The 12539-nt window shown below is 62.8% G+C and carries 12 protein-coding genes; 5 read left to right on the forward strand and 7 right to left on the reverse strand.

The window, feature by feature from the left end; translation table 11 throughout:
- Nucleotides 1-202: 202 nt before the first annotated feature.
- Together ABVQ20_RS00005 and ABVQ20_RS00010 are read right to left on the reverse strand one after the other, a co-directional pair.
- Entirely contained in the window at nucleotides 203-1261 is a 1059-nt protein-coding gene (locus tag ABVQ20_RS00005) for an aminopeptidase (protein WP_354457431.1), read from the reverse strand.
- A gap of 400 nt (nucleotides 1262-1661) precedes the next feature.
- On the reverse strand, nucleotides 1662-2552 hold the full coding sequence (locus ABVQ20_RS00010; RefSeq protein WP_354457433.1) for a LysR family transcriptional regulator: 891 nt from the start codon (nucleotides 2550-2552) through the stop codon (nucleotides 1662-1664).
- 118 nt (nucleotides 2553-2670) lie between these two features.
- Here ABVQ20_RS00010 and ABVQ20_RS00015 point away from each other — a divergent pair, with 118 nt between their 5' ends.
- On the forward strand, nucleotides 2671-3417 hold the full coding sequence (locus ABVQ20_RS00015; protein ID WP_354457434.1) for an SDR family NAD(P)-dependent oxidoreductase: 747 nt from the start codon (nucleotides 2671-2673) through the stop codon (nucleotides 3415-3417).
- Between the two features lie 309 nt (nucleotides 3418-3726).
- Here ABVQ20_RS00015 and ABVQ20_RS00020 read toward each other — a convergent pair whose 3' ends face one another.
- The gene (locus ABVQ20_RS00020) at nucleotides 3727-4413 is read right to left on the reverse strand and encodes a GntR family transcriptional regulator (RefSeq protein WP_354457435.1); all 687 of its coding nucleotides are present in this window, start codon (nucleotides 4411-4413) and stop codon (nucleotides 3727-3729) included.
- A gap of 131 nt (nucleotides 4414-4544) precedes the next feature.
- Here ABVQ20_RS00020 and ABVQ20_RS00025 point away from each other — a divergent pair, with 131 nt between their 5' ends.
- From ABVQ20_RS00025 to ABVQ20_RS00040, 4 genes are all read left to right on the forward strand, one after another.
- Nucleotides 4545-5459 carry a substrate-binding periplasmic protein gene (locus ABVQ20_RS00025; RefSeq protein ID WP_354457437.1) on the forward strand — a complete coding sequence of 305 codons (915 nt, stop codon included), beginning with the start codon at nucleotides 4545-4547 and terminating at the stop codon, nucleotides 5457-5459.
- 17 nt (nucleotides 5460-5476) lie between these two features.
- Entirely contained in the window at nucleotides 5477-6217 is a 741-nt protein-coding gene (locus ABVQ20_RS00030) for an amino acid ABC transporter permease (RefSeq protein ID WP_354457439.1), read from the forward strand.
- A 4-nt stretch (nucleotides 6218-6221) separates the two neighbouring features.
- Nucleotides 6222-7022, forward strand: coding sequence for an amino acid ABC transporter ATP-binding protein (locus ABVQ20_RS00035; protein ID WP_354457440.1), 801 nt, complete (start codon nucleotides 6222-6224; stop codon nucleotides 7020-7022).
- A gap of 142 nt (nucleotides 7023-7164) precedes the next feature.
- Nucleotides 7165-8361 carry an NAD(P)/FAD-dependent oxidoreductase gene (locus tag ABVQ20_RS00040; protein ID WP_354462071.1) on the forward strand — a complete coding sequence of 399 codons (1197 nt, stop codon included), beginning with the start codon at nucleotides 7165-7167 and terminating at the stop codon, nucleotides 8359-8361.
- A gap of 113 nt (nucleotides 8362-8474) precedes the next feature.
- Here the strand turns inward: ABVQ20_RS00040 and ABVQ20_RS00045 are convergent, their stop codons facing one another.
- From ABVQ20_RS00045 to ABVQ20_RS00060, 4 genes are read right to left on the reverse strand one after another with little or no spacing between them, the layout of a single operon-like run.
- Nucleotides 8475-9644: an iron-containing alcohol dehydrogenase gene (locus ABVQ20_RS00045; protein ID WP_354457441.1), complete on the reverse strand. Its 1170-nt coding sequence runs from the start codon at nucleotides 9642-9644 to the stop codon at nucleotides 8475-8477.
- Between the two features lie 51 nt (nucleotides 9645-9695).
- Nucleotides 9696-10526, reverse strand: coding sequence for an ABC transporter permease (locus tag ABVQ20_RS00050; protein ID WP_354457442.1), 831 nt, complete (start codon nucleotides 10524-10526; stop codon nucleotides 9696-9698).
- Nucleotides 10523-11395, reverse strand: coding sequence for an ABC transporter permease (locus tag ABVQ20_RS00055; RefSeq protein WP_354457444.1), 873 nt, complete (start codon nucleotides 11393-11395; stop codon nucleotides 10523-10525). Before ABVQ20_RS00055 ends, ABVQ20_RS00050 begins: the two co-directional genes overlap by 4 nt.
- Nucleotides 11396-11398: 3 nt before the next feature.
- A complete protein-coding gene (locus tag ABVQ20_RS00060) occupies nucleotides 11399-12523 on the reverse strand; it encodes an ABC transporter ATP-binding protein (RefSeq protein ID WP_354457445.1) in 1125 nt (374 codons plus the stop codon).
- Between the last annotated feature and the right edge of the window lie 16 nt (nucleotides 12524-12539).

The following is a 12539-nucleotide window of genomic DNA, read 5'->3' on the forward strand; positions in this document are numbered from 1 at the left end:
GTAACCTCAGGTGGTACGGGCGACTTCGCCAAGCCAAGGTCCGGGCGGCCGCCCGGACCTTGGCTCAATCGCTTCAATCCCACGAAATCTCTCTCGTGTAGATACAAGGTGGCTCGGCGAAGCCGAGACGGAGAGCGCCCTATGTGATTGACTGTCCGAGCCGCCAGTTGGGCTTGTGCGGCGGGCTGCTTGCTCGTCAGTGTCAATCACACGTAGCCGCCGTCTTCAGCGCCTGGGCACGCGAAGGCTGGGGCAGGGCTGCGATCCGGCGAACGGCGGCATAGAACCTCGGATAATCGCCTCCGCACAGGTCGTAGAGGCGAAGGAACGCCGGAACCTGTTCGCCGTAGACGGCGGTCGCGGCGAGCTTTGCGTTGTTGATGGGGCTGTCGAACCAGCCGTCATATCCGCGATATCCGCCCCAGCGCGTGTCGCGCATGTGCCGGTAGCGCGCGCGCAGCCTGTCGATCGCGGCTGCCTTCGCGGCCGCCATCTTCTCCGCGCTGGGGGGACTGCCATAGACCTGGCCCAACTCGTCGCGCGTTTTCGCCACCAGCGCGAGAAAATCCGCGCTGCGCTGACGGTCGGCCTCGTAGCGGCGCAACCCGGCGCGGTTTCCCGTGGCGCGCAACCATTTCCTCGTGCCGCTGGTTTCAACGGAAACCGCGAACGCCTCGTTGAACGCGGAATCGCCGTTCACATAGATCTTCTGATGCGCCAGCTCATGGAAGATGAGGCTGGCGATATAGGTGTCGTCCTGGCGCAGCATGGTGCTGAGCAGCGGGTCGCTGAACCAGCCCAGCGTGGAGTAGGCGGTGACGCCCGACCCATAGACGTCCAGCCCCTTTCCACGCAGTTCGGCAGCACTTTCGGCCGCGGCTTTCAGCGAAAAGTAACCCCGGTAGGGGACGCAGCCGAAGACCGGAAAGCACCATGTTACCGGCGCGAGAGAGAATTGCGGCGCGGCAAAGACGGCATAGGTCACATCGTCCCGGCCGACATCGACATAGGAGCGGTAGCTTGAGTTGTCGGGCAGCGCCAGCTCATCCGTGGCAAAGCGGCGTATGGCGCTGGCCGACGTCAGCTTGGCGCGCAACGCCTTGGGCGTCGAAGGATCGTTGATCAGCCCCCCGACATTCTTCCGCGCCGCCATGAGCTGCACATGGCCCTCTATCGACTGCGCGTAATAGGAAACGCTGGTGCAACCGGTGAGGGCGGATGCCAGGATGATGGCGGCGAGCAAGTGAAAGAAGCGCTTCAAAGGTTGGCCATCGCCGGCTCATCTCCCCACAGAGCAAATGTCCGCATTCGCTCCAGTCTCAAACAGGCGCGCGGATTTTCGTCAAGGGTTGGTGGGATGGCAGGCATCGGCTTTGCTCCCTATGCTGGTCATTTCGCGGCGCCAAATGGCTTCTCAAAAGCAGCCATTCCTTCGGCGGGTCCCTCGACCATCTAGAACGAAAGTGTCATCGCTCTCAACAGCCGCGCGAGCAGCCGTGTTGGAACGTAACTTCGGCGCCCTTCTCGGCGAGAAAACAGATCGAAAACGCCAATCGCCCTCGGTAACTTCGTTTGTCGTCCCGATTACTGCCATGATCGGTTTCGACTCGCTCCCGCGCATCGCATCAGGAACTCAGTCCGCATGCCTCTTTCTCACGAGCTTAGTTCTTTGCGTTGAGCGCCTCAGACAGATAGTCGCTGAACGCCCGCGCCTTCCGCGACGGCTGCCGTCCAGACGAAAATACGACGTAGGCGTCAATCCGCTCAAGCGTGTAGTCGGCGAGAATTCTCACGAGCCGGCCATCTTCCAGCTCCTCTGCGCACATCCATGTCGACGCGACTGCAATTCCTAGCCCGGCGACGGCGCAAGCGATGACACCCGAACCGGAGCCAGTGCGAACACCCACGTCGATCGCAACATCTTCGCGCTTTTCGCCGTGTCGGAACGACCAGACCTCCCGCCCGGCGTCTACGGGGCCGCCGAGGCAGTCGTGTTCGCCAAGTTCGTCGAGATCTGCGGGAACGCCTCGGCGCGTCAAATATGTGGGAGAGGCAACGACGATCCTGTCTGTTGTAGCCAGCTTGCGCGTCAGAAAGGCTGAGTCCGGCTGATTGCCAAGACGAAGCGCGAGATCAGCGCCTTCGGCGACGAGATCGTCGAAACGGTCGGACATCATGAGCTCGATCTTGAGTTCCGGCTGCAGCGCGAGGAAGCCTGGGAGGCGTGGAATGACCTGGCGCACGCCATAGGCCACAGGCATGCTGACGCGCAAAACCCCCGACAGCCTGTCTGCGCCGCGTGCTTCATTCTCCGCCTCCTCAATCGCGGCCAAGGCTTCGCGGGCGCTCATCGCCAGGGCCTGACCTACGTCGGTCGTGGCAAGACGGCGCGTCGTGCGTTGAAGAAGCGTGACGCCGAGCCTGGCCTCCAGGGATGCTACCGCTCTTGAGACCGAGGGCTGGGAAAGCCCAAATTCGCGCGCGGCCTTCGAAAAACTGCCCGTCTCGACGGTACGGACGAAAAGCGAAAGCTGATTGAGGCGATCATTCATACGATAGAAGTATATATATTATCCAAAACGAGGCAATACCGCAGGAATTTTGCATCAATTATCTCTGGTGGCGAGAGCTCGTCCCGATTGGGGCGCTCCAGCATCAAAGGAGATTTCCATGAAAGAACTGAGCGGAAAAGTCGCCGTCGTTACGGGTGCCTCCAAAGGAATCGGCGCACAGATCGCCAGGCAATTGGCCGGCAACGGAGCCTCGGTCGTCGTCAATTACGCCTCTAGCAAAAGCGGTGCCGACAAGGTCGTCGCGGCGATCGTGAAAGACGGCGGCAAGGCGGTTGCGGTCCAGGCCGACGTCGGCAAGAGCGCGGATGTAAAGCGCCTGTTCGAGGTGACCAAGGACGCCTTTGGCCGGCTGGACATCCTCGTCAACAATGCCGGCGTCTTCAACTTCACCGCTTTGGAGCAGGTGACCAGAGAGGATTTCCACCGGCAATTTGACGCCAACGTCCTCGGAACGATCCTCGCCATCCGCGAAGCGATTTCCTATTTCGGCGAGGAAGGCGGAAGCGTCGTCAATCTAAGCTCGATCTCCAGCATCAATCCCGTTCCCAACTCGGTGGTCTATTCCGCCTCAAAGAGCGCGGTCGACGCCGTGACGAAGGCGCTCGCCAGCGAGCTTGCCGGACGCAAAATCCGTGTCAACGCGATAGCGCCGGGCATGACCGCAACCGAGGGCTTGGCCGGTTTGGGCGTCGACGATGCTGCCGCAGAAACCATCGGCGCCGGACTGCCAATGGGGAGGATAGGCAGACCCAACGACATCGCTGAGGTCGCCGTCTTTCTTGCCTCCGATCGTTCGGCCTGGGTGACCGGTGAAAGGATCAGTGTGTCCGGGGGCCAGCGCTGAACTGTTCGAAGTGCCTGCCGAATTCGAAAGTCCGAACGAGGTCTGCATCCTTCGTGAAGTCCGAAGCCGGAGCTACGAGCTATTGAGCTATCGGTAGTCCAATAATGATCTACCGTTCCGAACAACTGATGAGGGACGCGCGGCAGCATCCCATCGGATGTCTGCCTGCGCATCCTCCCACCCGCAACCTGCCAGTCCGCTTGCGGCTCCAATTAGGTCATTCGTTGACGCGCGTCTGATTTGGGTGGTGCTGACGCGGAACGATCAGCCACATCGTCCGGCGGCTGAAACACGTTGCGGGACGCGAATTCAGATGATCTTGCGAACGTCCTGCTCGAAACTGAGGACGTGATGCAGTGCAATGCGCTCGGCTGTTTCGCCATCTCCTCGGCAAACCGCCTCGAGCATCTGGGTCTGCTCCTGCAGAACCTTGTCGAGGCCCGACATGAGCTCCGGAAACCGCCGCGTCGCCACATGCAGGATCCTGAGTGACAGGTTGTGGTAGTGGTCGAGCGTGTCGAACAGGTAGGAATTCTTGGCGGCGCGATAGATGAAGCGGTGGATGCGGCGATCGAGCGCAAGCAGGGGTTCGAGTTCTGGAGGGTTCGCAAAGGCGGCGAGTTCGGCGATCAGGCCCTGGGCTTCGCGGCGCTCGGGCTCGCGCAGACGTTCGGCGGCCAGCCGCGTCGCCCAGGATTCAATTCTCGCGCGAGCCTCATAGATCGCGGATAGATCGCTGATGTCGATCGTACTGACGGAGGTTCCGCGGCGGCCATTGACATCGACGAAGCCATCGCGCTGCAGCCGTAGCAGCGCCTCGCGCACTGGGGTGCGCCCCACGTCAAGCCGCCGCATGAGGTCCGTTTCACGAAGCAGCGTACCGGGCGCCAGCTTAACCGTGATGATGTCCTCCCGTAGCTGCAGATAGGTGCGCTCGGCCAATGTCGAGCCAGCCTCGACGTTGTCGGCATCCTCTTCCGGCATCCGCGCGTCCATCCAACTCACCCTTCTACGGTCCCGAATGATCGAATCCGATCGCCAGGGAATCACTTGACAACGGATTCATATAATATATTGATATCAATATATCACAAGTATATTGATCCGAGGACAGGGAGGTTTCGGTGATGGAAAAGGGTGTTTTGTCGCGCTCGCAACTCAAGGTTGGCATTGCCGCCTTGCTGGGTGTTGGGATTGGATTGCTGGCCACGGTGGCGCGTGCGGACGGATTAGAGACGCTGAAGCCGGGCGTCCTGCAGGTCACGATCGAGCCCTATATGCCCTACACGGCGATGAAGGATGACAAGCTGGTCGGGTTGGACAGCGACATCCTCGCCGCGGTCGCCGAAAAGCTGGGCCTCAAGACGGACGTCAGCGTCACCGACTTTCCCGGCATGCTGGCATCGGTGCAATCGCGGCGTGCCGATATCACGATCGGCGGTATCGCCTGGTCGGACGCGCGCCAGAAGGTCGGTCTCTTCACCGACCCGCCCTACTATTCGCCACCGGCGATGGCGGTGCAGGGCACGGCAGACTATCCGGACGTCAATAGCCTGGAAGGCAAGGATCTCGGGACAGTCACCGGCTATGTCTGGGCGAAATCGATCAAGCAAGTGCCCAATGCCAACCCGCACACCTATCCGTCGGCAGACAGTGTCTTCCAGGATCTCTCATCGGGTAGGCTGGATGTCGGCTTTCTTGACCCGCTGCTGATCATCTACCAGCAGAAGGAGCGTCCGGACATGAAGTTCCGGGTCGCATACCTGGCGCCGCCGACCGCCGACGAGGTCAAGGCCCACCCTGATTACCAATATTTCCAGCCGTACATGACCGGCTTCTACCTGCCGAAAGAGGCGCCGAAACTAGCCAAGGCGGTCTCTGACCAGATCGATGCGATGTACAAGGACGGTTCGCTTGCCGCACTCGTCACCAAATGGGGCGGTGATCCGAAGCAGTTCCTGGTTCCTTCGCCGGAGATGGCGGCTCAGCGCCGTGGCGTGGACCGTCCGGCGGACTGGTCGCCGCCCTCGATCGCGCCTTGAGCGCCGGGGGCAAGCACATGTCCCTTTTCCACACTCTCACCGAGTTCTTCCAGGTTCCCTGGAGCGACTATGCAAGCAATCTCGGCTGGGGTCTGCTCAGGACCCTGGCCTACACCACCGCCAGTTTTGTCGGCGCTGCAACCCTCGGCCTCGTGCTGGCGCTGATGCGCCTTAATCGCTTGCGTTTGGTGCGTCTGCCGGCTGCTCTGTACACGGAGATATTCAAGAACGTCCCGCTGCTCGCGATTATCTTCGTCACATATTTCGGCCTGCCGTCGGTGGGCATCAAGCTCAGTGTCTTCGTCGCCGGCGTGCTAAGCCTCGTCTTGTTTTATGCGGCCTATCTGTCGGAAATCTTCCGGGCGGCTATCGCCGGCATCCATTCCGGCCAGAACGAGGCGGCCCAGGCGCTGGGTCTTGGCCGCGGCACTACCTTCGGCCATGTCATACTGCCTCAAGCGCTGCGGCTGGCGCTGCCGGGCACCAACACGATGTTCGTCGACCTTTTGAAATCGACGTCGCTGCTGGTGACGATCTCGGCGGCTGAACTGATGACCCAGGCGCAGCTGATCGCCTCTGAAACGTTTCGGGCGCTCGAAGTCTATCTGGTGATCGCTGCGATCTATTTCGCCGTCTGCTATCCGGTCTCGCAATGCCTGCTCTGGCTGGAGCGGACGATACAGGCGGGCGTGCCACTGTCGCTTGGGCGCCGGCGGCGGCTGAGGCTGGCGAAGACACTGCTTGCAAGCGGAGCCTAGATCGATGCCACACGAGACACTCAATATGGCACGTGGCGCGATGGCGTCCGGAGCCAGACCTGCGGTCACCATCCGTGGCCTGCGGAAATCCTTCGATGGAAGGCAGGTGCTGGGCGGCATCGATCTCGACGTCCCATCCGGCCGGATCGTCAGCATCATCGGCCAGAGCGGCGGCGGCAAGACGACGCTGATGCGCTGCGTCAACCTGCTCGAGCAGCCCGACGATGGCGTCATCGAAGTCGATGGCGAGCCGATCTGCGCCAAGGGCGCGGTGACCTGCAGGAGCCTTGCCAAGCTGCGCCAGCGCGTCGGCATGGTGTTTCAGCGCTTCAACCTCTTTCCGCATCTTACGGCAGTTGAAAATGTCGTTCTCACCCAGATGCACGCCGCGGGAATAAGCGAGCGCGAAGCCGTCGAGCGCGCGGTGCGCCTGCTGACGCGCGTCGGTCTCGCGCATCGGGCAACGGCCTATCCGGAACGCATGTCGGGCGGCGAGCAGCAGCGCGTGGCGATCGCGCGGGCGCTCGCCCTCGGTCCCACCGTGCTTTTGTTCGACGAGCCGACCTCCGCGCTCGATCCGGAATCGACCGGCGAGGTACTGCGTGTGATGCGAGAACTTGCGAAGGACGGCATGACGATGATTCTCGTTACCCACGAACTGCCCTTCGCCCGTGAAGTGTCGGACTGGGTCGTCTTCATCGACGGCGGCCGGATCATCGAGCAAGGAACGGCGATGGACGTGCTCGACAAGCCGCGTGAAGCACGAACGGCTGCCTATGTCGCGCGTTACGCCGCGCCTGCGTGAGCCGCCAACTCGGCCAGCAGCCCGACCAAGACCCATCATTGGCGCATAGTGCGATAGGGGCCATGCGGCGCGCCGCAATCGCCGCTTCGCCCGCTCCTTGGCCGCGCCATCGACCATATTTGACCCAGCGCATGTGGACCAGATGAGCAGGATCTCGACCGACATTGCCGTGATCGGCGGCGGCGTCATAGGTTTGGCGATTGCGCTCAGGCTTCGTTCCGAGGGGCGCGAGGTCGTCGTGATCGAGCCGAACGAGCCCGGCAGTGGCGCATCTTATGGCAATGCCGGGAGCATCGCGGACTACGCGATCATGCCCGTGGGCACGCCCTCGGTTCTCCGCAACCTGCTCTCCCTGCTCCTTGATGCGGACAGTCCCCTGTCGATCCGCACATCCGCCTTGCCAACATTGTTTCCCTGGCTGGCGCGGTTTGCTTACGAATCCCTGCCGCACAGATATCGGGAGAATGCCGGCCGGATCGCCGACCTCGTTTCGGACGCATCGGTTCAATGGAAGGAATTCGCAACCCAGATCGGCGCATCGGATTTGTTATCCGCAAAAGGCTGCCTCTATCTCTATGAGACGCGTAAGGCGTTCAAGGCAGCGGCCGCGGATATTGAGCTGCGCCGCAGCCACGGCGTCGCTCAGGAACTGCTTTCGGCCGATGAGGTGCTCAAGCTCGAGCCTCGGCTGCCGCCTCTCGAAGGAGGCGGCCTGTTCTTTCCAAACGCCACCAATCTTCGCGATCCGGGTGAGGTGATGCGTCGCTTGACCGTGGCGGTTCAGAGGGCGGGCGTGGAATTCATTCGGGCCTCCGCACAAACGATCGCCCGTGAGTCCAATGGAATTCGGGTCGTGGCCGCGCCATTCGAGATTTGCGCGCGCACCACAATTCTGTCCGCTGGCGCCCATTCGCGCAAATTGGCCGACCAGATAGGAGACCGCCTGCCGCTTGATACGGAGCGCGGCTATCATGTGGAGTTCGACATGGCCGAACCGCTGGTCGAACGGCCGGTCTGTCCGACCGCGAACGGTTTCTATATGTGCCCGATGCAGGGGCGGATGCGCGTTGCCGGGCTGGTGGAACTCGGCGGTCTGGCCGCGCCCGCCAACCCGCGGCTGGTCGAGGCGCTGGTGGTGAATTCGCGGCGGTTTTTCCCGGACCTCGGGGAGCCGAGCCGCACCTGGCTCGGATTCCGTCCTTCGATGCCCGATTCCGTCCCCGTTATCAGGCCATCGAGAGGAGGGCGCGATGTCATCCTTGCTTTCGGCCATGGACACGTAGGGTTGACCCTCGCGCCGCGCACCGCCCAACTGGTGAGCAGGGTTCTCGCCGCCTAGTCGCAGATCGCCCTTCGACCGTCCTTCCGGCAGGGCTGGTCAAGTGAAGAAATGTTCAGGCCGCTTCCGCGAGATCCATCATTTTGAACGCTGGTTCAAGCGCTCGGCGTTAACTACCCCGCAATGGCGGCCCGCAGGATGATCCGCAGCTTCTCGCGGTCGAGCTTGATGGGGTTGCCGCCGGCGCTGGGGTCGGTCTCGCCCATCGTGGCGACGCGCTCTTCGTCGATGTCGGTCAGGCCGATGCCCGGCAGGGTGGCGGGGATGTTGAGCTGCTTGCGCAGGTCGATGATCCAGTCGACCACCGCCGCTGAATCGTGGCTGGGAAGATCGAGGAAGCGCGCGAGCAGGCTGAGCTTTTCTTCCAGCACCGAGGCGTTGAACCCGACGACATAGGGCATCAGTACGGCATTGAGCAGGCCGTGATGGGTGTCGTACAGCGCGCCCAGCGGATGGGCGAGCGCGTGGATGGCGCCTAGGCCCTTTTGCAGGGCGACGCAGCCCATGCCGGATGCGATCAGCATCTGCGCGCGGGCCTCAATGTTCTTGCCATCCTCCACGGCGAGGGGCAGCCAGGTCTTGATCAGTTGCAGGGCGTTGAGCGCGATGCCCTCGGCCATGGGGTGGAAGCTCGGCGCGCAATAGGCTTCGAGCGCGTGCGACAGCGCGTCCATGCCGGTGGCCGCGGTGATGTGGGCGGGCAGGCCGGTGGTCAGTTCCGGGTCCATCAGCACGACGTCCGGCATCATGCGCGGGTGGAAGACGATGACCTTGCGCTTCTCCTGCTCGTTGGTGATGACCGAGGCGCGGCCGAGTTCCGAGCCGGTGCCGGCGGTGGTCGGTATGGCGATGACGGGAATGAGATTGGAGGTGTCGGCGCGTTTCCAGTTGTCGCCGATGTCCTCGAGATCCCACATCGGGATCGACTGCGTCGCCATCAGCGCGATCGCCTTGGCGGCGTCGAGCGCGCTGCCGCCGCCGATGGCGATGACGAGATCGTGCTGGCCCAGCTTCAGGAAGGCCACGCCATCGTCGACATTGCCGCCGGTCGGGTTCGGCTTGACGTTGTGGAAGAAGCCGGCGTCCAGCCCGCCCGCCTTCAGCACTTCCAGCGTTCGTTGCACCGGAAAGAGCGTCTTCAGGCCATCGTCGGTGACGACCAGCGGCCGCTTCGCGCCGAGTTCGCGGACGATATCAGCCAGTTCGCCGATGCGGCCATTGCCGAAGCGCACGGAGGTCGGAAAGCTCCAGTTGGCGGAGACGGCCGGGGTGAAAGCGGTCATGGGATCATTACCTTGGATTGGCTGAGGAATGGCTTGGGAAGTGTCTGGAAATCAGGCTGTCGCCAGCTTCTGTCGTTTGAGCGCCCGGCGCCGCAGGAAATCGGCCAGGAACACCAGGACCAGGGCGGGGATGAAGTTAAGCGTGGCCAGCGCCGGATAGATCGGCGAGGAGCCGACGGCGATGCCGCTGTAGACGAAGATCGGCAGCGTGCGCGCCGTGCCGGCCAGCGAGTAGGAGACGTAGAAATTTCCCCAGGACAGCAGGAACGCAAAGGTCGCGGCGGAGAGGATGCCGGGCCACAGCAGCGGGAAGGTGATTTCACGGAAGACTTCCCAGCCGCTGGCGCCGGCATCGCGCGCGGCGTCCTCCAGCGTTTCGTCGAAGCCATGGACCTGCACGGCCACGATCACCAGCGCGAAGGGGGTGATGTAGACGATATGGCCGATGATCACCGTCGCCAGGCCGGTCGAGAAGCCCAGCCAGTTGCCGAGCACCGAGAACCACAGCAGCATCACCACGCCGAGCAGCAGTTGGGGAAACAGCAACGGCAGGAAGCTGATGGCCCGGAAGATGTTCTGGAAGCGGAAGCGATAGCGGATCCAGGCCACCGCGCCGGCCGAGCCGAGCACGGTGGCGAAGACCGTCGAGATGACTGCCACGATCGCGGAATTCGTCACCGCCGGCAGGAAGTCGGGCTTGCGGAACAGCTCGCCATACCATTCGAGCGAAAAACCTTCGATCGGGAAGGTCAGCACGCGGCTGCTGGTGAAGGAGAACACCACCAGCGTCAGGATCGGCACGTAGAAGAACAGGATCAGCAGCGCCACGGTGCCAACGAGGAAGACGTCGACGAACCTGTCCTTCAGCCGTTCCGGGATCATTGGACAGCCCTCCCGCGGTTGCCGCGCATCAGCACGGCGGCGGCGAGCGCCAGCGACAGGGCGCCGATGACGATCAGCACCAGGGTCAGCGCCGCGCCCAGCGGCCAGTTGACCCGCGTCTCGAAGCTCTGGCGGATCAGTTCCGAAGCCAGGGGCGCGGTGCCGCCGCCCAGGACCTTCGGCTCGAGGAAGGCGCCGAGGCTGAGCACGAAGACCAGCACCGCGCCGCAATAGAGGCCGGGGCGGGCGAGCGGCAGGGTCACCTCGAAGAAGGCGCGCAGCCGCGACGCGCCGGAATCATAGGCGGCCAGAACGAGGTCGCGATCGATGCGCGCCAGCGACAGATAGATGGTGAACATCGGATAGACGACCAGGCCATAGACCATGCCGATGATGGTGCCGGTGGGCGTGAACAGGAGGTTGAGCGCTTCGGGACCAAGGCCCAGATGCGCCAGCAGCCAGTTGGCGACGCCGCTCTTGTCCAGCACCAGGATCCAGCCGAAGGTTTTCAGCACCGCGTCGGTCAGGAAGGCGAAGATGATCAGGATCTGGATCTGCGCGTTGTAGGCCCGGAGCCGCGTCGCCAGCGCATAGGCGGCCGGAAAGGCGATGAGCACGCAGACGACCACGCAGACCAGCGCCATGGCGACGGTGCGCGCCATGATCGTCCAGTAATGCGGCTTGGAGAACACCTCAGTCCAGATTTTCAGGTCCCAGGTCCAGGACAGGCGGTAGAATTGCGTCGTCTGGAATGACAGCACCACGGTCATGACCAGCGGAATGATGAAGAACAGCAGCATGACGATGCCAAGCGGCGCCACCGTTGCCACCAGAACCGGATCACCCCAGCGTTTGCTATCGGTTCGCACGGCTCACTCCGAAAGCAGGAAGCAGCGGGTGGGATGAAAGCCGATCCTGACGCTGTCGGACACCTTAGCCGGCAGTTCGAGCGAGCCGGCGAGATCCATGACCACAGCCTTGTCCAGGCCGGGCACGCGCACGCGATACTGCGTCGAGGAGCCCTTGATGAAATATTCCTCGACGGTGCCGTTCAGAATCCATTCGCCGGGTTCGGCCGCGCCGGTGACGAAACGGATGGTTTCGGGACGCACCAGCAGGGCGGTCTGGTTGCTGCCCAGGAAGGGAGAGACCTGCTCGCCGGCTATCACCGCGAAGTCTCCGCCTATGAGAGGCGAGGTGACCTTTGCCTCGCTGCCGTCGCGTGAGACGGCGACCGGGAGGAAATTGGTTTCGCCGATGAAGCCGGCGACGAACATGTTGGCCGGCCGGTAGTAGATGTCGGATGGCGTGCCCAGTTGCACGACTTCGCCGGCGCGCATGACGCAGATGCGGTCGGCCAGCATCATGGCTTCCTCCAGGTCATGGGTGACGAGGACGAAGCTGGTGCCGAGTTCGCGATGCAGTTTCTTCAGCTCGGCCTGCAGCGATTTCTTCAGCTTGGCATCGAGCGCGCTCATCGGTTCGTCGAGCAAAAGCACGCTCGGGCGCGAAATCAGCGCGCGGGCCAGCGCCACGCGCTGCTGCTCGCCGCCGGAAAGCTGGACGGGATAGCGCGTCAGGTATTCGCGCTTGAGATGCATGAGATCGAGCATGGCGGCGATGCGCTGATCCATCTCGGCCTTGGCCACCTTCTGCAGCTTGAGCGGAAAGCCGATATTGTCGGACACGGTCTTGTGGGGGAACAGCGCCAGCTTCTGGAACACCATGCGCGTCGGCCGCTTGGCGGCCGGAACCCCTTGCATGTTCTCGCCCTGGATTTCCAGCACGCCGGCGGTCGGGTCCTCGAAGCCGGCAAGGATCTTCAGAAGCGTGGTCTTGCCGCAGCCGGACGGGCCGACAAGCGCCACGAATTCGCCCGCGCCGATGTCGAGGGACACGCCGTGCAGGGCTCGCATGGAGCCATAGTCCTTGACGATGCCAGATGCATTGATGATTGGCGCATTGATGATTGGCGCGTTGATGATTGCGGTTGTCAAAACTCGCCCGCCCTGA

This window comes from Mesorhizobium shangrilense (genome assembly GCF_040537815.1).
In the GTDB taxonomy this organism is placed as follows: domain Bacteria; phylum Pseudomonadota; class Alphaproteobacteria; order Rhizobiales; family Rhizobiaceae; genus Mesorhizobium; species Mesorhizobium shangrilense.

Coding starts and splice junctions, on each gene's coding strand:
- ABVQ20_RS00010 (WP_354457433.1), bottom strand. CDS start 2,552: ATGAATGATCGCCTCAATCAGCTTTCGCTTTTCGTCCGTACCGTCGAG.
- ABVQ20_RS00015 (WP_354457434.1), top strand. CDS start 2,671: ATGAAAGAACTGAGCGGAAAAGTCGCCGTCGTTACGGGTGCCTCCAAA.
- ABVQ20_RS00020 (WP_354457435.1), bottom strand. CDS start 4,413: ATGGACGCGCGGATGCCGGAAGAGGATGCCGACAACGTCGAGGCTGGC.
- ABVQ20_RS00025 (WP_354457437.1), top strand. CDS start 4,545: ATGGAAAAGGGTGTTTTGTCGCGCTCGCAACTCAAGGTTGGCATTGCC.
- ABVQ20_RS00030 (WP_354457439.1), top strand. CDS start 5,477: ATGTCCCTTTTCCACACTCTCACCGAGTTCTTCCAGGTTCCCTGGAGC.
- ABVQ20_RS00035 (WP_354457440.1), top strand. CDS start 6,222: ATGCCACACGAGACACTCAATATGGCACGTGGCGCGATGGCGTCCGGA.
- ABVQ20_RS00040 (WP_354462071.1), top strand. CDS start 7,165: ATGAGCAGGATCTCGACCGACATTGCCGTGATCGGCGGCGGCGTCATA.
- ABVQ20_RS00045 (WP_354457441.1), bottom strand. CDS start 9,644: ATGACCGCTTTCACCCCGGCCGTCTCCGCCAACTGGAGCTTTCCGACC.
- ABVQ20_RS00050 (WP_354457442.1), bottom strand. CDS start 10,526: ATGATCCCGGAACGGCTGAAGGACAGGTTCGTCGACGTCTTCCTCGTT.